The sequence below is a fragment of the Pseudomonas sp. NBRC 111140 genome, from assembly GCF_001320885.1.
Lineage (GTDB): Bacteria > Pseudomonadota > Gammaproteobacteria > Pseudomonadales > Pseudomonadaceae > Aquipseudomonas > Aquipseudomonas putida_P.
In genome coordinates, this window is the sequence record NZ_BCBQ01000046.1 from 26,073 (window position 1) to 45,251 (window position 19,179).

The following is a 19,179-nucleotide window of genomic DNA, read 5'->3' on the forward strand; positions in this document are numbered from 1 at the left end:
AGTGCCGGGCCTATAATCAATAGGCCATTACACGTTGACAGCCTACCTCGGCCTTGCTAATAATCGCCCACAGTTGTACGACAACACATAACAAAAACAACAATCAGTGGACGATCCCATGTCGACACCCATCCCGCTGCATCCACGTCTGTTGCACATCCCTCTACCCCCAACTGGCTGGCGTACGCCCATCAGTACCTAGCGGCCCGTTTCCGCGCTTTCACCCCTGGCCCTGACCGGCCCGTTACCTACCCGCCCCTACCGCAGGCCGCTCGCGCGTGCCCGGTGGACGGGCTGCCATACCCTTCGGGAGCACAACAATAATGAGAGTCTGCCATACCCTGCCTTTCGCCCTGTTGGGCGCCGGTGTCATCGCTGGCCTGCCGGGCACCAGCCTGGCTGCTGGATTTGTCGAAGACAGCAAAGCTACGCTCGGGCTGCGTAACTTCTACATCAACCGTAACTTCACCAACCCCAGCAACCCGCAAAGCAAGGCCGAGGAATGGACGCAAAGCTTCATCCTCGATGCGCGGTCGGGATTCACCCAAGGGCCGATCGGGTTCGGGGTGGATGTGCTGGGGCTATGGTCGGTAAAGCTCGATGGCGGCGGCGGCACTTATGGTACAGCGTTGCTCCCGCGCCACGACGATGGCAAGCCAGCAGACGACTACGGGCGCCTGGCAGTCGCAGGCAAGGCACGGATCTCCAAGACCGAACTGAAAATCGGCGAGTGGATGCCGGTGCTACCGATTTTGCGTTCGGACGACGGGCGCTCGCTGCCGCAGACGTTCCGTGGCGGGCAAGTCACCTCCAACGAGATCGCCGGGTTGACGTTGTATGGCGGCCAGTTCCGCGGCAACAGCCCGCGTAACGACGCCAGCATGGAAGACATGAGCTACGGCGGCGGGGTGTCAGACCGCTTCAACTTCGTCGGTGGCGAGTACAAATTCAACCAGGACCGCACGCTGGTGGGGTTGTGGAATGCGGTACTGAAGGACGTGTATCAGCAGCAGTATCTGCAAGTGAGCCATAACCAGCCAGTGGGTGACTGGACCCTGGGCGCCAACCTGGGCTACTTCCAGGGCGATGAGGATGGCTCCGAGCGCGCCGGGCAGTTGGACAACAAGACCTACTCGGGGATGTTCTCGGCCAAGTACGGCGGCAGCACGTTCTGGGTGGGGCTGCAGAAAGTTGATGGCGATACCTGGATGCGGGTCAACGGCACCAGCGGCGGGACCCTGGCCAACGACAGTTACAACTCCAGCTTCGACAATGCCAACGAACGCTCGTGGCAGGTGCGCCATGACTTCAACTTCGTGACGGTCGGGGTGCCGGGGTTGACCTTGATGAACCGCTATATCAGCGGGCGCGATGTGCATACCGGGTCGGTCACTGATGGCAAGGAGTGGGTGCGCGAGACGGAGCTTGCGTATGTGATCCAGAGCGGGGCGTTCAAGGACTTGAGTGTGAAGTGGCGCAACTCGTCGATTCGGCGGGATTACAGCAACAACGAGTTCGATGAGAACCGGTTGATCTTCAACTACCCGTTGTCGTTGCTGTAACCCGCTCAACCCGGGCCCTTGTAGGAGCGGCCTTGTGTCGCGATCGGGGTGCGAAGCGCCCCCAGGGTCTTGGCCTCACCGCAAAATTGCCGGGGCCGCTTTGCGGCCCTTTCGCGACACAAGGCCGCTCCTACAAGTACCGCACATAACGCTAATCAGTCACTGAGTTGTCATTGACAACAACCGAACCCACCGCCAATAATCAGCCAAGTCATACGACAACCTACAACAATTAACAACAAGAGCCGGCCATGACCCCTACTCCCCTCAATCGCCTGCTGCTCACCGGAGCCGCAGGCGGCCTGGGCAAGGTCCTTCGCGAACGCCTGCAAGGCTACGCCGAGGTCCTGCGCCTTTCCGATATCAGCCCTATGGCACCTGCTGCCGGGCCGCACGAAGAAGTGATCACCTGCGACCTGGCCGACAAGGCTGCGGTCCACGCCCTGGTCGAAGGCGTGGACGCCATCATTCACTTCGGCGGCGTGTCCACCGAGCATTCCTTCGAAGACATCCTCGGCCCCAACATCTGCGGTGTGTTTCATGTCTACGAGGCAGCACGCAAGCATGGGGTGAAGCGCATCATCTTCGCCAGCTCGAACCACACCATCGGCTTCTACCGCCAGGATGAGCGCATCGACGCCCACTCCCCGCGCCGCCCCGACAGCTACTACGGGTTGTCCAAGTGCTACGGCGAGGATGTGGCCAGCTTCTATTTCGACCGCTACGGCATCGAGACCGTCAGCATTCGCATCGGCTCGTCGTTCCCGCAACCTCAGAACCCGCGCATGCTCTGCACCTGGCTGAGCTACGACGACCTGGTGCAACTGATCGAGCGTGGGTTGTTCACGCCCGACGTTGGCCACACCATCGTCTACGGCGCCTCCGACAACCGCACCGTGTGGTGGGACAACCGCCATGCCGAGCACCTTGGCTATGTGCCCAAGGACAGCTCCGAAGCCTTCCGCGCCGCCGTTGAAGCCCAGCCGGCGCCCGCCGCCGATGACCCGAGCATGGTCTACCAGGGCGGCGCCTTCGCCGTGGCCGGCCCATTCAACTGAACCCACACGCGCCAGGAGGCACGGCCATGAATTGCGAACTGATTGTCGACGCCCGCAACGGCACTGGGGAAAGCCCCGTGTGGCACGTCAGCGAACAGGCTCTGTACTGGGCCGACATTCCCGCCCGCCAGCTGCACTGCTGGCAGGCGGCCGATGGCAAGCACCAGGTCTGGCAGGGCGACGAGATGCTGGCCTGCATCGCCCGCAGCGCTCAGGGCTGGGTAGCAGGCATGGAAAGCGGCATCTTCCAGATCCAGGCCAAAGCCGACGGCAGCCTGGACAGCCGTTTGCTCAGCAGCGTCCAGCACGCCCAGGCCGGCATGCGCTTCAACGATGGCCGCTGCGACCGCCAGGGCCGCTTGTGGGCCGGGACCATGCTGCTGGACATGCAGCAAGGCGCCCATGTCGGCGCGCTGTACCGGCATGACAGCGAAGGCCACCTGCACCTGCAGCAAGACGGCATGATCGTGCCCAACGGGCTGGCCTTCAGCCCCGACGGCACGCGCATGTACCTGTCCGACTCGCACCCCAGCGTGCAAAAGGTCTGGGCTTTCGACTATGACATCGACAGCGGCACACCGCACAACAAGCGGCTGTTCGTCGACATGCGCGGCTACCCCGGCCGCCCCGATGGCGCCGCCATCGACCAGGATGGCTGCTACTGGATCTGCGGCAACGATGCCGGGCAGATCCACCGCTTTACCCCCGACGGGCGCCTCGACCGCTCACTCAGCGTGCCGGTGAAAAAGCCGGCGATGTGCGCCTTTGGCGGCGCCAGCCTGGACACCCTGTACGTCACTTCGATCCGCCCTGCGGGCACAGACCTCAGCGACCAGCCCCTGGCCGGCGGGGTATTTGCCCTCAACCCTGGCACCAAGGGCCTGGAAGAACCTGCCTACCGGGGCTGACGCCCCCACACTTGCACACGAAACCAGATAATAAAAACCACGGAGTTTCATCATGACGTTCAAACGCAAGCTGCTCCTTGCCGTACTCCCCTTCGCCTTCAGCGTCGCCACACCCGCCTCGGCACTGGACATCAAGTTCGCCGAAATTCACCCGGCCGGCTACCCGACCGTGGTCGCCGAGCAAAACATGGGTAAAAAGCTGGAAGAAGCCAGCAACGGCGACATCACCTTCAAGATGTTCGCCGGCGGCGTGCTGGGCTCGGAGAAGGAAGTGATCGAACAGGCGCAGATCGGCGCCGTGCAGATGACCCGCGTCAGCCTGGGGATCGTCGGCCCGGTGGTGCCGGATGTAAACGTGTTCAACATGCCGTTCGTGTTCCGCGACCATGAGCACATGCGCAAGATCATCGACGGCGAGATCGGCCAGGAGATCCTCGACAAGATCACCAACTCCGATTTCAACCTGGTGGCCCTGGCCTGGATGGATGGCGGCTCGCGCAGCATCTACACGAAAAAACCGGTACGCAGCCTGGAAGACCTCAAGGGCATGAAGATTCGCGTACAGGGCAACCCGCTGTTCATCGACATGATGAACGCCATGGGCGGCAACGGTATCGCCATGGACACCGGGGAAATTTTCAGCGCCCTGCAGACCGGCGTGATCGATGGTGCCGAGAACAACCCGCCCACGCTGCTCGAGCACAACCACTACCAGAGCGCCAAGTACTACACCTTGACCGGGCACCTGATTCTGCCGGAGCCGGTGGTAATGTCCAAAACCACCTGGAACAAACTCAGCCCCGAGCAGCAAGCACTGGTGAAGAAGGTCGCGCGTGAAGCGCAGATGGAAGAACGCGCACTGTGGGATGCCAAGTCCGCCGCCAGCGAAGAGAAGCTCAAGGCCGCCGGTGTCGAGTTCATCACCGTGGACAAGAAGCCATTCTACGACGCCACTGCCTCGGTACGCGAAAAATACGGCGCGCAGTACGCCGACCTGATGAAGCGCATCGACGCCGTCCAGTAACAGCGCCCCCTACCCAAACGACCTCGGCAGTGCGGCGCCCGCCGCCCTGCCGCTTTGGTGATGCCCATGAAGAACCTTTTTCTGCGTGCGAACGACACGCTGTACCGCGGCTGCATCTGGATCGCCGGCCTGTCGATCCTGGCCATGTCGCTGATCATCCCTTGGGGCATTTTCGCCCGCTACGTGCTCGGCACTGGCTCAAGCTGGCCGGAGCCAGTGGCCATCTTGCTGATGGTGGTGTTCACCTTCGTCGGCGCCGCAGCCAGCTACCGGGCTGGGGCGCACATGGCGGTGGCGATGATTACAGACCGCCTGCCACCACTGCAGCGCCAGTTGGTTGCGCTGCTGGTGCAAGTGCTGATGATTCTGGTGTGCGTGTTCATGACTTACTACGGCACCAAGCTGTGCATCACTACCTGGAACCAGTCTCTGGCGTCATTGCCTGGGGTGCGGGTTGGCATGACCTATGCGCCGATTCCGCTCGGTGGTGTGCTGACCCTGGTGTTCGTACTGGAAAAACTCCTCTTGGGCGATCAGAGCCACCGCAAGGTGGTGCGCTTCGACCACGTAGAAGAAAGCGAAGGAGCGGCGTAAATGGATGCGTTCATTCTGTTGGGCAGTTTCATCATGCTCATTCTGCTGGGCATGCCGGTGGCCTATGCCCTGGGCCTGTCGGCGCTGATTGGCGCCTGGTGGATCGATATCCCGCTGCAGGCAATGATGATCCAGGTGGCCAGTGGGGTTAACAAGTTCTCGCTGCTGGCGATTCCGTTCTTCGTGCTGGCCGGCGCGATCATGGCCGAAGGCGGTATGTCACGGCGGCTGGTGGCATTTGCCGGAGTGCTGGTGGGCTTCGTGCGCGGCGGGCTGTCGCTGGTCAATATCATGGCCTCGACCTTCTTCGGCGCGATTTCCGGCTCGTCGGTGGCCGACACCGCCTCGGTGGGCTCGGTGCTGATCCCAGAGATGGAGCGCAAGGGTTACCCGCGCGAATTCTCCACTGCCGTGACCGTCAGCGGCTCGGTACAGGCGCTGCTGACCCCGCCCAGCCACAACTCGGTGCTGTATTCGCTGGCGGCGGGCGGCACGGTGTCGATTGCCTCGCTGTTCATGGCGGGAGTCATGCCCGGTTTGCTGCTGAGTGCGGTGATGATGGGCCTGTGCCTGATCTTCGCCAAGAAGCGCAACTACCCCAAGGGCGAAGTGATCCCGATGCGCCAGGCGCTGAAAATCGCCGGTGAAGCGCTGTGGGGCCTGATGGCCATGGTCATTATCCTTGGCGGCATTTTGTCGGGCGTGTTCACCGCTACCGAGTCGGCGGCAGTGGCGGTGGTGTGGTCGTTCTTCGTGACCATGTTCGTCTACCGCGACTACAAGTGGCGCGACCTGCCCAAGCTGATGCATCGCACGGTGCGCACCATCTCGATCGTGATGATTCTGATCGGCTTTGCCGCCAGCTTTGGTTACGTGATGACGCTGATGCAGATCCCGTCGAAAATCACCACGGCGTTTCTGACCCTGTCGGACAACCGCTATGTGATCCTGATGTGCATCAACTTCATGCTGTTGCTGCTGGGCACGGTGATGGACATGGCGCCGCTGATCCTGATCCTTACGCCGATCCTGTTGCCGGTAATCACCGGTATCGGCGTGGACCCGGTGCACTTCGGCATGATCATGCTGGTGAACCTGGGAATCGGGCTGATCACCCCACCGGTGGGCGCCGTGCTGTTCGTCGGTTCGGCCATCGGCAAGGTGAGCATCGAGTCGACGGTGAAGGCGCTGCTGCCGTTCTACCTGGCGCTGTTCTTGGTGCTGATGGCGGTGACCTACATTCCGGCCATTTCGCTGTGGCTGCCTAGCGTGGTGCTGTAAATAGAATCGGGGCCGCGTTGCGGCCCCTTTGGCTCTATCTGCAAACGGATCCTGCACATGGCTGTCCCCTCCTCTGTTTCCCCCTTGTTCCCACGCAAGCTGGCCATTGCCCTGCTGGCTTTGCTGGCCTGCTCATTCGCCGGCAACCACATTGCCGCACGCATCGCCTTCGATGACGGCACCGGCGTGTTGCTGGCGATCCTCTGCCGCTCAGGTATTACCTTGCTGGTGCTGGCCGGCCTGCTGGTCTGGCAACGCCAGGCGCTGGGCCTGCCTGCCGGTACCCGGCACTGGCAACTGCTGCTCGGCCTGCTGATCGCCACCCAGAGCCTGTGCCTGTATTCGGCGGTAGCGCGCATCCCGGTCGCCCTGGCGCTGCTGGTGGGCAACACCTTTCCGATGCTGCTGGCACTGCTCACTTGGGCACTGGGTGGCGCACGCCCCACCGGCCGCACGGTGCTGTTCATGGGCCTGATCCTGTGCGGTCTGGTACTGGCACTGGATGTGCCGGCACGCCTGGCCGACAGTGGCGCGGCCAACCCGCACTGGGCAACGGGCATCAGCCTGGCCTTTGGCGCCGCCTGTGCCTTTGCCTGCGCCTTGTGGATCACCGACCACAAATTGGCCAGCGTGCGGGGCCCCGTGCGCAGCCTGCTGACCTTGCTGATCGTGTTCTCCAGCATGCTGATTGCAGGCGCAAGCGGGGTGATGCCGTCCGGCCTGTCACTACCAGGCAGCAGCAGCGGCTGGGCGGCCCTGGCCTGCCTGGTGGTGTTGTACGGCCTGGCCTTCACCTTGCTGTTCGTTTGTGTACCTCGCCTGAACATGGCGCAGAACGCGCCAGTCATGAACGTTGAACCCATCGCCACCTTGCTGCTGGGCTGGGCCTTGCTCGATCAGCACCTGAGCCCCCTGCAACTGGTCGGGGGCGCCGTGGTGGTGTGCGGCATCGTGCTGCTCACCTACCGTCGGCCCCATTGATCGATCATCCAGAAAGGAGCCTTGCATGGCTGTGACCGAGCTGCACCTGCAGGACCGCCTGACCCGTCTGAGCCTGGCACCGGAGCTGGGCGCCAGCCTGGTGAACTGGGAAGTGAAGGCAACCGGCCAGCCGTTGCTGCGCCATTCCGACACGGCTGCGCTGGCCAGTGGCACCCCGAGGCGGCTGGCCTGTTACCCGCTGGCACCGTGGTCCAACCGCATTGCCGAGGGTGGCTTTGCCCAGCCCGAGGGCTGGCAGGCACTGGCACCGAACACCGAGCATGATCCATACCCGATTCATGGAAGTGCCTGGCAGCAGGCCTGGCAGGTAGATCACCACAGCGAACGACGTGCGCGGCTGAGGCTGGACAGTGCCGTGCCGTTTGCCTACCAAGCCACGCTGGATGTGCACTTGCATGAGGGCTGCCTGAACCTGGACCTGCATGTGGTGCACCTGGAAGCGCTGGCGACCTGGTATGGGCTGGGTTTGCACCCTTACTTTCCGCGCTATCCCGATACCAAGCTGTACGCGGCGGCGCGCAAGGTGTGGCTGGCCGAGGATGGGCGGTTGCCGTCGTATCAGGCCGAAGTGCCTGAACCGTGGCGTTTCAATGCCATGGGGCTTTTGCCTGAGAGCGTCGTCGATCATGCCTTCAGTGGTTGGCCGGGGGAGTGTGTGATTGAACAGCCAAGCGCGGGTCATCGACTGACGTGCAGTGCCAGCGGGGCTGAGCACTTCTTGCTGTTCTGCCCGCAAGGGCAAGGCTTTTTCTGCTTTGAGCCGGTAAGCCACCCGGTCAATGCGCATCACTTGCCAGGGCGGCCGGGGTTGCGGTTGCTGCAGCGTGGGGAAGCGATGAACCTTGGGTTCAGGATGCAGTATCAGGCGCTGTAAGGGAGCTGCCTGGAATTGGGGCTGCAAAGCGGCCCCAAAATCTCAAGCCTTATGCCAGTGCCTCGGTCGAGCTTGCCATCTTCCTGACAGAAGACTCGCCACTCACTTCGCGCGCCACCTTCCACACCAGCACCGCCGCCACGATATCGAACGCTGCCAGCACCACGAACAACGGGCTGTAGCCAATCTGCGTGACCAGCACGCCGAACACCAGGGTGAACACCGCCGCCCCCAGATAGCCGCACATGCCACCCATGCCGGTCGCCGTGGCCACCTGGTCCTTGCTGAACGAATCCGAAGTGATCGAGTACAGCGCCCCCGACAGCGTCTGGTGGGCAAAGCCGCCAATGCACAGCAACAGGATCGCGGTGTACGGGCTTTCCACCAGGCCGATGCAGGCCGGGCCGATCATGCAACTGGCACCGAACACCAGCACCATCTTGCGCGAGGTGAACAGCGACACCTTGAAGTAGCGGTGGAACAACGGGCTTAGGTAACCGCCCAGCACACAGCCGATATCGGCCGCCAGGAACGGCAGCCAGGCGAACATCGCCACTTCCTTGATGTTCATGTGCCGCTCGGTCATCAGGTACAGCGGGATCCAGGCATTGAAGGTTTGCCAGGCGGGCTCGGAAAGAATTCGCGCCGATGCGATGGCGTAGAAGTTGCGGGTCTTGAAGATGCGCTTCCACGCGCCCTTCTCGCGGGTGTCCTGTTTGAAGTGCGCTTCCTGCCCGGCAAGGATGTAGTCCCGTTCCTCATCGCTCAGGCGCTTCTGGTCACGCGGGTGCTTGTACAGCAGCATCCACAGCAACGTCCAGACAATGCCTGACGCGCCAACAATGACGAACGCCAGTTGCCAGCCACTGTGCAGGATCGCCCACACCACCAGTGGCGGCGCCAGCAAGGCGCCAAGCGACGAGCCGATATTGAACCAACCGATCGCCACCGAACGCTCCTTGGCCGGGAACCACTCGGTAGTAGCCTTGACCCCGGCCGGCAAGCCCGCGGCCTCGGTCATGCCCAGCAGCCCGCGCATGAATGCCATGCTCTGCCAGCCTGTAGCCAAGGCCGCGCCGGCACAGGCCACAGACCAGGCCATGGCGAACACGGCAAAGCCCAGCTTGGTGCCGATGAAGTCGATGAACCAGCCGGCCACCGGCTGCATGAGGGCGTAGCACACCTGCCAGGCGGCGACGATCTTGGCGTATTGCTCGGTACTGATGGAAAGGTCGGTCATCAAGGTGGGGGCAGCCACCGAGAGGGTATTGCGGGCGAGGTAGTTGACGACGAGCCCGGCCGTGACAAGGCTGACCATCCACCAACGGATGCCTTTCATCTTCATGGTTCACCTGAATTTTTGTTTTTAGAGTTGCGGGTGATTGGCGCAAAGGCCGACGGGGGCTATTTGCGACAAATTGTTTCAGGTGGAAGATTGCCACGTCATATGTCGTCGTACAACACTTATTATTTCTAGCAGTTTGCAGCTATGTTGTACGACCTCAATCAAGCTGCTGGGCTCGCAGGGCCTGCGCCAGCATGTCGATAAAGGCCCTGACCTTGGCCGAGCCGTACTTGCTTTCGCGGTGTAGCACATGAATGGGCCAGGGCGCCTCCTCGTACTCGGCCAGGATCACCTGCAGTTGCCCGCTGGCCAGCTCTTCTGCCACTTGGTACGACAGCAGCCGGGCAATCCCCAGCCCGCCGCTGGCCGCTGCGATTGCCCCATCATTGCTGGTTACCGTCAGCCGCGGCTTCATGCGTACCAGCGTCGGCTCATCGGTGACCCCAAAGCGCCAACCGGCCCGTGGCGAAAGGTTGGTGGTGCCGATCACCGCATGCCCTGCCAGGTCCGACGGGTGCTCCGGTACGCCATGACGCGCCAGGTAGTCGGGCGAGGCACACAACATGCGACGCACCCTGCCCACCCGCAACGCCTTCAACCCGGAGTCGGGCAAAGGACCGATGCGCACGGCCACGTCCATGCCCTCCTCGACCATGTTCACAACACGGTCGAGGAAGTAGGCGGAAACATCGACTTCCGGGTACTGCTGCAAGTAGCGGACGATGCACGGCATGACGAACTTCTTGCCGAACAGGATCGGCGCGGTCACTGCCAGGTCGCCCTTGGGGGTGGCGTTGATACCGGCAGCCGCCTCGTTGGCTTCGTGAATGCTGGCAAGGATATGCCGCGTGTCTTCCAGATAGCGCCCGCCGGCCTCGGTCAGGCGCACGCTGCGGGTGGTACGCAGCAGCAGCTTGACCCCGAGCTGGTCTTCCAGAGCGCTGACGGCGCGGGTGACGGCGGCTGGCGAGATGTCCAGGCGGCGAGCAGCGGCGGCGAAGCTTTCCAGTTCGCCGACGGCAACGAACACCTTCATCAGGTGGATCTGGTCCATGCGAGCTCCTGGCATCGGAGGGGGTGGAGATTATCGGATATCCGGGCGTTTTATGCTTGCAGGACAGGCATATCAGATTTCCAGCACCAGGGCCTGTGCGCCCTCTTCCTGATGTGCCGGCACCGCACAACAGATCAGTACCGAACCCGACTCCGGCAGCTCTGCCGGTAGGTTCGGGTAATGCACCTGGCCACTGACGAGCTTGGTCTTGCAGGTGCCGCACGAGCCGCCCCGGCAACTGAACTCCGGCGCCAACCCACGCGCCTCGGCCAACTCCAATAACGTACCGCTACCGGGCGTCCAGCGTGCCTCCTTCGCCGAAGCCGCAAAATACACCGGCACCGGCTCGTTGGCAGCGGGTGGCTGTTGCACGGTGGGCCGCCCGTCATCCGTGTGCCGGCGCAGCGTCGACGGGCCAAAGGCCTCGGCGTGAATCCGCGCATCCGGCACATGCACCCCGCGCAGCCCTTCATACAATGCCTGGGTAAAGCTGCCTGGGCCGCACAGGTAGAAGTCATAGTCGTCCAGCGCCAGCGTCGCCTTGACCTGCTCGATGCCCAATCGCCCGATAAACTCGAAATCGCGACCGACCCGCGCATGCCCTTCCGGTTGGCTGAGGGCACGGTGCACGCGCAACAACCCAGCGGCCTGCTGCTGCAAACTCGCCAGCTCCTGCTGAAACGGCAATTCGGCCAGGCTGCGCGCGCCATGAAACAAATGAATTCGCCGGGCCTGCCCCGTGCTCACCTGCTCACGCAGCATGGCCAGCAAGGGCGTAATACCCACACCTGCACCAATCAGCACCAACGGCCGTGTGCTTTGCTGGTCGAGCGTAAAGCTGCCCATCGGTGGGCGCACGTTCAACACATCACCCGCCACGATGCGCTCGTGCAAATAGCGCGAGGCCGGGCCCTGGGCCTTGACGCTGATGCGCAAGTAGCCATCAGCGGGTGCACTGGACAGGCTGTAGGTGCGGATCAGCGCAGCCTCGCCATTACGCTGCACTTGCACAGGAAGATGCTGGCCTGGCGCGAAGGCCGCACGGCTACCGGTGGGTGGCTCAAGGTAGAACGAGCGGATATCACGGCTTTCCTGCTCCACCCGCAGCACACGCCAGGCTTGCCATTGGCGCTGTTGCCGGCGTTGCTCCAGGCGCGCGTCGGCCTCGGCCCAGGTACCCGTCATCAGGCTGGCCGGTGCGTACGCCTTGAAGGCCCAGCGCAGTGAGACCGCAGCCGGGCGCCACACCACCTGCTCGACCTGCAGCGTCCATAACCGCTCGGCACCTTCAAAAGCCTGGATGGCAGGGCTGTCCAGCAGCACCTCGGCACGCCCGCATACCTGCAGAACATTACCGTTACTGAAATCGATGAACAGCAAGCCTGCCTGCGGGTTGACCAGCAAATTGCCCAAGGTGTTGAAGTGCAGGTTGCCAGCGTAGTCGGGAATGGTCAGAAGGCTGCCTTCGACCTTGATGAACCCTGGCCGACCACCCCGATGGGAGACATCCACCGAGCGCTGGCCATTGCCGTGCTCGACATAGCTGGCGACGAAGAAGGTATCGGCGCCCTCGATCATGCTGGCAGTCGTGGCATCCAGTTCAGGGGCGTCAATGCGCCCCTGGGGGGGTTGGTCGACGCGGGTGTAATCACGCAACTGAATGTACTGCGGGCAGTTGCCGAACGACTGCTCCACGGCCACCTGCAGTTGCCCTTGTGCAGCCTGACGGATTTGCCCATTGATGCGATTGCGCCGACGGGTGTGCAACTCGATACCCAACAGGCCGACCGCCTCTCCTGCTGCCAGCCCAGGGGTGGCGGGGTCGTCCGCTGGCAACGTGGTATCGATGGTCAGCAGGCGAGGGTCGGGCGAGCTGACAAACCCTTCTGGCCCCTCCAGCAGGGTGGCCCACGGCCGACCCAGGGTATCCACGCTGGCGGCGATCATGAAAGGTAACTGATGATAGAAAGTACGGTGCTGGTCGGGCATGTAGTCACGAATGACCTTTTGCCCGAACGCCTCCATGCGCTCTGCTACACCGACCTTTTCCTGCAGGGTCTTCTCGCCCGCATGCCAGGGCGAGGGGCGATGGTCCGGGGGCTGTTGCATGGCGGCGTTCCTCCCGATGGCGGGGTGTCAGGCGCTGGTCTGCAGCCCGATCACTGTGCGTGGCATGGGCACGAAGCCTGGCAGTGACTCGATCCGTGCCAGCCAGCTGCGCACGTTGGCATAGGGCTCCAGCGACACGTTGCCTTCGGGCGCGTGGGCGATGTACGAGTAATTGGCAATGTCGGCGATGGTAGGCGTGCTGCCCGCCAGGAATGGCGTCCTGGCTAGCTCTGTATCGATCACCTTGAGCAGGGTGTGGGCACGGCCAATCACTTCGTCGGTATTGAACGAAGCCCCGAACACCGTCACCAGGCGGGCCGCAGCCGGGCCGAAGGCCAGCGGACCGGCAGCGACTGACAGCCAACGTTGCACACGGGCAGCGGCAGCAGGCTCTTCGGGCAACCAAGTGCCGTTGTCATACTTTTTCGCCAAGTAGACGAGGATGGCATTGGAATCGGCGATCACCGTACCGTTGTCATCGATGACCGGGACCTGGCCAAACGGGTTGAGGGCAAGGAAGTCCGGCTGCTTGTGTGCACCTTTGGCCAGGTCGACGAACACCAGCTCTGTGGGCAGGTTCAGCAGCGAGAGCATCAGCTCGATGCGATGGGCGTGGCCAGACTTGGGGAAGTTGTAGAGCTTGATCGGGTTCGACATTGGCTTGGCTCCTGGTCAGCACCGGGATGGGCTGATGGAGCACATGCTGCACTGGATCGGCTGGCAGCAGAATCAGTGCGCAGGGGAAACCATAATTTCGCGCAGCGGAATAATGGTTTCCAGAACGTGCAGGTGGTCAGTTCAGTTTCTTGAAATAGCGGAACAATCCGCGCGAAGCCTCGACAACCTGCGGTACGCAGGCCTGGATATCCGCTTCGCTCATCTGGTCCAGCAGTTCGAAATTGTCCTCCAACCCATGCAGCGAAATCGCCTTGAGCAGTTGGTCCTGCTCCTGCGGCAACTCGCCCCAACCGGCAATCTGGGTACCGCGCATGTAGCCGAAGCACCATTCCTCCATCACGATCACAGTGCCCTGCTCGTCTTCCCTTTCTTCGAACAGCGGCTCGAACTGGTCGACATCATCGCTCAGCTCTTCCGCCACTTGGCTGGCATAGCGCAGCATCAACGCCACATAAGCCTCTTCATGTGCCGGCTTCTTGAACTTTGGCACCTTGCCACCGGCAGCGGCTGGCAACCAATGTTCCGGGGTCACGGTTACCGGTGAACTGGCCAGCGCGGTGAAGAAACCATTGAGCTCGGCCAGGTTGAGTACCGAGTAGTCGTTGCCATAGGTGATCAGCAGGTCTTCGAGGCGGTCGAGTTCTTTTTCGCTGAGTACGGGGAGCATGGGGTGAAAATCCTGGGAAGCAAAAGTGTGTGCACCCTAGCACAGCAACGGCGCAAGGGCTGCCCGCGAGCACCACTGCGCGGGCAGATTCCTCAGATGGCCAACCAGCCCTGCAACTCATGCTGCCGTTCGGTGCCAATCAGCAGCCAAAGCAAGATGCGGCACTTGCGCGGGCAGAGGTGCCCGGCCATTTGCACGCCTTTGCGCTGCAGGTCGATCTCGGAGCCTGCAAACCCGTATGTTGTCCGGGCTGTAGGGCCTCTACCTGTGCGGGTGGCTACAATGACCGGCAAGGTGGGCGCCAGATGCTCCAGCACATCGGACCAAGTGCTGGAAACGTGCCCGGCACCAAAGCCAGCAATAACCAGCCCTTCATAGCCCAATGAAGCCACAGCCTGCAGCAGCGCTGTGTCCGCATCCAGGCAAGCCTCCAGCAGGGCAACGCGCTGGTCGGTGCGACACGGTAACGGCAGCACAGCCCGACGACCTGGCGGATGGCGATAGACCACAACACCCTCTACAACTTCCGCCGAAGGGCCGAAGCCTGGTGACTCGAAAGCCGCCATCGCCAGGCTGGCCATCTTGCGAACCCTTGCCGCGCAATGGACCTGATCATTCATCACCACAAGTACACCACGCCCTCGGCTGCCTTGTGCCAATGCAACCTGTGCCGCAGCCAGCAGGTTGGCCGGGCCATCGTTGCCCGCCTGGCTGGCCGAGCGCATGGCACCGGTCATCACCAACGGTGCATCGAATGACCAGAGCAGATCAAGGAAATAGGCCGTTTCCTCAAGGCTGTCGGTGCCTTGGGTCAGGATCACGGCCTGGGCACCGCGCTCTACCTCGCTGCGGGCCCAGACCAGCACATCCAACAACGCCACGAAGCCCAGCGATGCACTGGGGAGCAGGGATAATGAAGCAACGTTCAACTGCGCCATTTCGCGCAACTGTGGGACTTGCAGCAGTTGCTGCTCACAATCCAGGGTTGGGGCCACGCCACAGCCAGCAGCCCCAGCCTGCATGCTGACGGTACCCCCCAAGCTGGCGATCGACAGCCTGGGCAGGCTTGAATGCTCAATCATGCGTCTCCTCCCACAAGTAACCCGATCAACGGCACAATTCCCAGCGTGCTGATGGCCATCGACATCACGTTGCCAATGTAGCCATGCACATAGGCCGGCAACCGGCGCGTGATCGCCACCGCCAGCGGCGGAGCCACCAGCGCCCCCAGCACAGCACTGGTCACCACGACTTCCCAGCTGCCGCCATGCGTCAGCACCGCGGCCGGAACGATCGAGACAATCGGAATGTAGGTAGGGTACCACCCACGGGCTTGCCACTGGCTACGCCAGATGACGACACCAACCAGGGGCGCCAGGGCCTGCCCTGCCACAATGTGCATCACCAGCATTGAACCGTATGCCGGTGCAGCCGGGGCCACAGCCCGCTGCCATAGCAGATGGCAAAACCTTGCCATCGATACCCGCGAACATGGGCCCAATGCGCCAGGCAAGCCCCTAGCAACAAGCCCAGAGCAGGCAGTTCATGTTTGTAGAATGCCACCTCGCTGATATCACCCACTATCCAGCGCAAGCGGCTTAGCGGCTGATCGAGTGTCGCCGCCAGTTGCGCGTAGTCCGGCCATTGGCCCAGCGCTAGGCTGGCTACCAGCAGCATCAACAAGCAAATGAAGAGCAATACAGGGGAGCGCTGCCGACTGGACAAACGTAATGCCTTCATACGCGCCCCCTTAGCGTGGCATAGGCGTATGCAAGCGATAGCCAAGCGACGCATCATAGAGGTCGGTGCGGCGGTCACGCTGCAGGTCGTTGAGGCTGTTCCAGATCGGTGCTGAACGCGCGCTGCTAAGGTCGACGTCGGCATACAGAATGGCCTCCTCCTGCGCACTGGCAACCTCCCCGATAGGCCAACCATTGGTACCGGCGATCAATGAACAACCGAGAAAGCGCCCTCCCCGTTCATTGCCGATACGGTTGGCGGCGGCAATGTAGACATTGTTTACGTGCGCGGCGGTCATGGTCAGGTACGAGGCCATGCAACGACCTGCTTCGTCGAACAGGGGGGGTGGAGTCCACACCCAATTGTTCAAACTGCAAATGATGTCGGCGCCTTGTGCGGCCATAAGCCGCGGCACTTCAGGGAACCAGATATCCCAGCAGATCAACAGGCCTATACGACCGATAGCTGTCTCGAACACAGGGAACCCGAGGTTGCCCGGGGTGAACCAAAGCTTCTCCTGGTTCCATAGGTGAGCCTTGCGGTAATGCCCTAGCAGGCCGTTGGGGCCGAACAGTGCGGCACTGTCGTATAGCTTCAGTCCATCACGCTCGGTGAAACCCGCTGCCAGATACACCCGGTGCTCTCTGGCGAACGCTGCCCAGGCTTTCAGGCTGCGGCCCTCCTGCAACGTCTCGGCATGGGCGTAGGCCTCGGCACGGGAGTGGAAGGTATAGCCGGTGTTGGCCAGCTCGGGCAGCACGATCAGATTGGCGCCTTCACGCGCCGCGCGTCGAGCCAGTGCCAAGCCTTTGCTCAAATTGCCGTCGCTGTGTTCGACCCCGACCTGAGGGTCGTACTGGATGACGGCAATACGGACAGGGCTGACGGGGGTGCTGTATTCAGACATGGCGGCTTCCTTCTTGTGGTTGTTTTGGAAGGTCGCCAGTAGAGCGGGGTTCGGCTTGGCGGGGACAGTCGGGTGAGTCCTATGGGGTCGACAGACAAGCGAATAATTGCAATAGGAAAAGTCTCACAGAAACGCTCGGACGCCGCTATTTCCCAACTTGATAATGGGGGTAGTCCTCAAGGGTGAGCCACCATTGAACGCCGCTGAAGTTCGATGGCAGAGGTTGATGACTGCATCCAGCGCGGTACGCAAACACGGCTCGGTCCAGCCGGCGTCAACAGAGAAAGACTCTCCAGCCAGATACAGCCCTGAGCGGGCACTGAAATCGCGGTTGTATTTCATCAGCCCGATCGCGTCGTAGTAGGTACCTGCTCGATACAGCTTCGCGCAGCCGAGCGCATTTTTGTCCGTCATCCAGCGCTGTATGCGAATGTTTCGGGTATCGATATAAGGCGATATGGCTTCAGCTACATTGCTGCAGCGCAGGAGGATCCGATCAAGCTCCTCGATACACTTGTTGGCCAGTTCTTCATCGGAAAAGGCAGCCAGCTTCGTTGCATCATCCTCCCAAGTGTAGCTGAGCAGGATGCAGTCTTCGGGGTAGTGGTCGTTGTATCGATAGGCATAGACGTCGTGGACAAAGCTGTCGGTGACGAGAATCTGCGGTAGCGCCGAGTTGCGGTCCAGGTAGCGCTTCTTCAGTGGCGCGTAGACCTTGCAGCTGGTTTCCCAGTGAGCGTGATTCCATGCGTCCATAATCGACTGCGGGAGTATATGACGGCTGAAACCGTCGAGGCGGATGTTGGTCTCGATCAGCCAGGAAGGGGTGGCCAAGATCACACTGTCGAAGTCATCGTATTGAACGCTTTGGTGCTCAGGGACACTACAGTGCCAACGATACCCAACTCGAATGCGCCCCCCTTCAAGCTTTTGCAGGGAGCAAACCGAGGTGTCCGTCAACAGCCCGTCCTCTTGTTGAAGGAGATGGTCATAAAGCGAAGTGCCGTTCATTCCCGTATTCAGAAACAACAAGCTTTCATCCATAGACGCAAGCCCAATATAAGCCGGCCCGTTGAACATCAGCCCTCTGCTATCAGGCACAGTGCTGGCCTCCAGATACGGGGCAGCATATGGCACACCTTCCTTATCGACACGGCCATGCACCAGCTGCAAATGGCTGCTGAAACCCAAAATTGCTGTACGTAGTGGGTAAAGGCAGCAGACGTCATAGAACGCTCCCCAGCTCCCATCACCAATGCCGATGGAATAGAAAATGGCCGACTCTTCACGGCTCATGCCCAACCCACCGAAATCACCAGGGTTGGCGGGGTCCCACGCTGTCAGCATCGGCAAATGTACCAAATCCCTGAATGACATCAGGTGATAGCGCTCGACAACACTCTGCCATATCGACGCCCAGCATTGCGTGCCATATACCACAGCGATGCGCTCGGCAAACTGCCCGGCGAAGCGGTACCATTTTTCATAGACCTTTTGCAGTGTGGCTGTAGGTGGAGGGGTATTCCCTTCTGGATTTCGCCAAATCAGCAGCTCTGGCTTCCCCTCTCCTTCTAGTTGTCCATTCCGAAGATAGATACCCGTTGCATTCACCCAGGGTGTCCCAGGGTTTGGAAATTCGGAAAGCCGTAGCTCGAACAGCTTGGCGTAATAGGCCATAAGCGAGCGTCCATCTTTAGGCGGTTCGCCTGTCCTGCTGAACAAAGGTATACGCATGGCCCCCATCTCGAATGGCGTTGAAGGCTGCTTGTGATTACCGCCTTTGTTCGCCACAGTCAGGTGGCGACCGCCCACACGGTGCGACTGCTCTATCAAGGTGATGCGGGTGAAACCACAGCGTAGCAATTCCCGAGCAGCAGTTAACCCTGTGACACCAGCACCGACAATGCAGATCCGATGTTCCGGTTGGGCGGCACTTGCAACGCCTCCCGGTTGTTCAACCAGACGTCGGTAATCGAAGCAGAGGTCTGGTGGATTCGGAAACCGTGCGGCCCACGGCTGCAAGGGCAAGGATGGCTCAAGGGCCAGATCAGCAGGATAGTTGTGGGTCGAACCGATGGTCATGTTCTCGGGCGCTCCATGAATTGAGAAGCCTGAGCATGATCGAGTTGAGATGTGCGGAGTGTTGGTTATGTGTCACCAACACCCACAGAATCGAGAAAGGCCTGTGGGTGTTGGCTTGCGTTGGACGTTATACCGCCAGCGCGCGCTCACGCAACTCGCTGTTGAGGATGCGGTCGTTCTCGCTGTAGTCGACCGGGCAGTCGATCACGTGCACGCCTGGGGTCTTGATGCAGTGTTCCAGCAGCGGCAGCAGGCCTTCGGCGCTTTCCACGCGGTGGCCATTGGCACCATAGG

At 61.5% G+C, this 19,179-nt stretch carries 16 protein-coding genes and 2 pseudogenes; 8 read left to right on the forward strand and 10 right to left on the reverse strand.

All coding sequences use genetic code 11. The features are described from left to right. The first annotated feature begins 323 nt into the window (after positions 1-323). From APH42_RS15950 to APH42_RS15985, 8 genes are all read left to right on the forward strand, one after another. Positions 324-1,562: an OprD family porin gene (locus APH42_RS15950; RefSeq protein ID WP_012273803.1), complete on the forward strand. Its 1,239-nt coding sequence runs from the start codon at positions 324-326 to the stop codon at positions 1,560-1,562. A gap of 251 nt (positions 1,563-1,813) precedes the next feature. Next, positions 1,814-2,620 carry an NAD(P)-dependent oxidoreductase gene (locus APH42_RS15955; RefSeq protein WP_012273804.1) on the forward strand — a complete coding sequence of 269 codons (807 nt, stop codon included), beginning with the start codon at positions 1,814-1,816 and terminating at the stop codon, positions 2,618-2,620. A gap of 26 nt (positions 2,621-2,646) precedes the next feature. Then, positions 2,647-3,528 (forward strand): SMP-30/gluconolactonase/LRE family protein, encoded by an 882-nt coding sequence (locus APH42_RS15960; protein WP_060493738.1) that lies wholly within the window; start codon positions 2,647-2,649, stop codon positions 3,526-3,528. Between the two features lie 52 nt (positions 3,529-3,580). Next, the gene (locus APH42_RS15965; RefSeq protein WP_012273806.1) at positions 3,581-4,552 is read left to right on the forward strand and encodes a TRAP transporter substrate-binding protein; all 972 of its coding nucleotides are present in this window, start codon (positions 3,581-3,583) and stop codon (positions 4,550-4,552) included. A gap of 66 nt (positions 4,553-4,618) precedes the next feature. Next, the gene (locus tag APH42_RS15970) at positions 4,619-5,146 is read left to right on the forward strand and encodes a TRAP transporter small permease (protein ID WP_012273807.1); all 528 of its coding nucleotides are present in this window, start codon (positions 4,619-4,621) and stop codon (positions 5,144-5,146) included. Then, positions 5,147-6,427 carry a TRAP transporter large permease gene (locus APH42_RS15975; protein ID WP_012273808.1) on the forward strand — a complete coding sequence of 427 codons (1,281 nt, stop codon included), beginning with the start codon at positions 5,147-5,149 and terminating at the stop codon, positions 6,425-6,427. Between the two features lie 57 nt (positions 6,428-6,484). Further along, positions 6,485-7,408, forward strand: coding sequence for an EamA family transporter (locus APH42_RS15980; RefSeq protein ID WP_060493739.1), 924 nt, complete (start codon positions 6,485-6,487; stop codon positions 7,406-7,408). A 25-nt stretch (positions 7,409-7,433) separates the two neighbouring features. Beyond that, positions 7,434-8,303 carry an aldose 1-epimerase gene (locus tag APH42_RS15985; protein ID WP_060493740.1) on the forward strand — a complete coding sequence of 290 codons (870 nt, stop codon included), beginning with the start codon at positions 7,434-7,436 and terminating at the stop codon, positions 8,301-8,303. A 49-nt stretch (positions 8,304-8,352) separates the two neighbouring features. Here the strand turns inward: APH42_RS15985 and APH42_RS15990 are convergent, their stop codons facing one another. From APH42_RS15990 to APH42_RS30490, 10 genes and pseudogenes are all read right to left on the reverse strand, one after another. Next, complete coding sequence (locus tag APH42_RS15990; RefSeq protein WP_041166576.1) at positions 8,353-9,648, reverse strand: MFS transporter; 1,296 nt, start codon at positions 9,646-9,648, stop codon at positions 8,353-8,355. 157 nt (positions 9,649-9,805) lie between these two features. Beyond that, positions 9,806-10,702 (reverse strand): LysR family transcriptional regulator, encoded by an 897-nt coding sequence (locus APH42_RS15995; RefSeq protein ID WP_012273812.1) that lies wholly within the window; start codon positions 10,700-10,702, stop codon positions 9,806-9,808. Positions 10,703-10,774: 72 nt separating this feature from the next. After that, complete coding sequence (locus APH42_RS16000) at positions 10,775-12,811, reverse strand: pyridoxamine 5'-phosphate oxidase family protein (RefSeq protein WP_060493741.1); 2,037 nt, start codon at positions 12,809-12,811, stop codon at positions 10,775-10,777. A gap of 27 nt (positions 12,812-12,838) precedes the next feature. After that, complete coding sequence (locus APH42_RS16005) at positions 12,839-13,468, reverse strand: glutathione S-transferase family protein (RefSeq protein ID WP_012273814.1); 630 nt, start codon at positions 13,466-13,468, stop codon at positions 12,839-12,841. Positions 13,469-13,604: 136 nt separating this feature from the next. Then, positions 13,605-14,156 (reverse strand): UPF0149 family protein, encoded by a 552-nt coding sequence (locus APH42_RS16010; RefSeq protein ID WP_012273815.1) that lies wholly within the window; start codon positions 14,154-14,156, stop codon positions 13,605-13,607. 92 nt (positions 14,157-14,248) lie between these two features. Further along, complete coding sequence (locus APH42_RS16015) at positions 14,249-15,238, reverse strand: asparaginase (RefSeq protein ID WP_060493742.1); 990 nt, start codon at positions 15,236-15,238, stop codon at positions 14,249-14,251. Further along, positions 15,235-15,896, reverse strand: a pseudogene (locus APH42_RS29260) (hypothetical protein). Before APH42_RS29260 ends, APH42_RS16015 begins: the two are co-directional and overlap by 4 nt. A gap of 10 nt (positions 15,897-15,906) precedes the next feature. Continuing rightward, positions 15,907-16,803, reverse strand: a complete 897-nt coding sequence (locus APH42_RS16030) for a nitrilase family protein (protein WP_060493745.1) — start codon at positions 16,801-16,803, stop codon at positions 15,907-15,909. Between the two features lie 145 nt (positions 16,804-16,948). Further along, a pseudogene (locus tag APH42_RS16035) lies at positions 16,949-18,885 on the reverse strand (flavin monoamine oxidase family protein). Between the two features lie 127 nt (positions 18,886-19,012). After that, positions 19,013-19,179, reverse strand: a 167-nt coding sequence (locus APH42_RS30490; RefSeq protein WP_177336859.1) for a hypothetical protein, incomplete at its 5' end; no start/stop codon positions are given.

Coding starts and splice junctions, on each gene's coding strand:
- APH42_RS15950 (WP_012273803.1), top strand. CDS start 324: ATGAGAGTCTGCCATACCCTGCCTTTCGCCCTGTTGGGCGCCGGTGTC.
- APH42_RS15955 (WP_012273804.1), top strand. CDS start 1,814: ATGACCCCTACTCCCCTCAATCGCCTGCTGCTCACCGGAGCCGCAGGC.
- APH42_RS15960 (WP_060493738.1), top strand. CDS start 2,647: ATGAATTGCGAACTGATTGTCGACGCCCGCAACGGCACTGGGGAAAGC.
- APH42_RS15965 (WP_012273806.1), top strand. CDS start 3,581: ATGACGTTCAAACGCAAGCTGCTCCTTGCCGTACTCCCCTTCGCCTTC.
- APH42_RS15970 (WP_012273807.1), top strand. CDS start 4,619: ATGAAGAACCTTTTTCTGCGTGCGAACGACACGCTGTACCGCGGCTGC.
- APH42_RS15975 (WP_012273808.1), top strand. CDS start 5,147: ATGGATGCGTTCATTCTGTTGGGCAGTTTCATCATGCTCATTCTGCTG.
- APH42_RS15980 (WP_060493739.1), top strand. CDS start 6,485: ATGGCTGTCCCCTCCTCTGTTTCCCCCTTGTTCCCACGCAAGCTGGCC.
- APH42_RS15985 (WP_060493740.1), top strand. CDS start 7,434: ATGGCTGTGACCGAGCTGCACCTGCAGGACCGCCTGACCCGTCTGAGC.
- APH42_RS15990 (WP_041166576.1), bottom strand. CDS start 9,648: ATGAAGATGAAAGGCATCCGTTGGTGGATGGTCAGCCTTGTCACGGCC.
- APH42_RS15995 (WP_012273812.1), bottom strand. CDS start 10,702: ATGGACCAGATCCACCTGATGAAGGTGTTCGTTGCCGTCGGCGAACTG.
- APH42_RS16000 (WP_060493741.1), bottom strand. CDS start 12,811: ATGCAACAGCCCCCGGACCATCGCCCCTCGCCCTGGCATGCGGGCGAG.
- APH42_RS16005 (WP_012273814.1), bottom strand. CDS start 13,468: ATGTCGAACCCGATCAAGCTCTACAACTTCCCCAAGTCTGGCCACGCC.
- APH42_RS16010 (WP_012273815.1), bottom strand. CDS start 14,156: ATGCTCCCCGTACTCAGCGAAAAAGAACTCGACCGCCTCGAAGACCTG.
- APH42_RS16015 (WP_060493742.1), bottom strand. CDS start 15,238: ATGATTGAGCATTCAAGCCTGCCCAGGCTGTCGATCGCCAGCTTGGGG.
- APH42_RS16030 (WP_060493745.1), bottom strand. CDS start 16,803: ATGTCTGAATACAGCACCCCCGTCAGCCCTGTCCGTATTGCCGTCATC.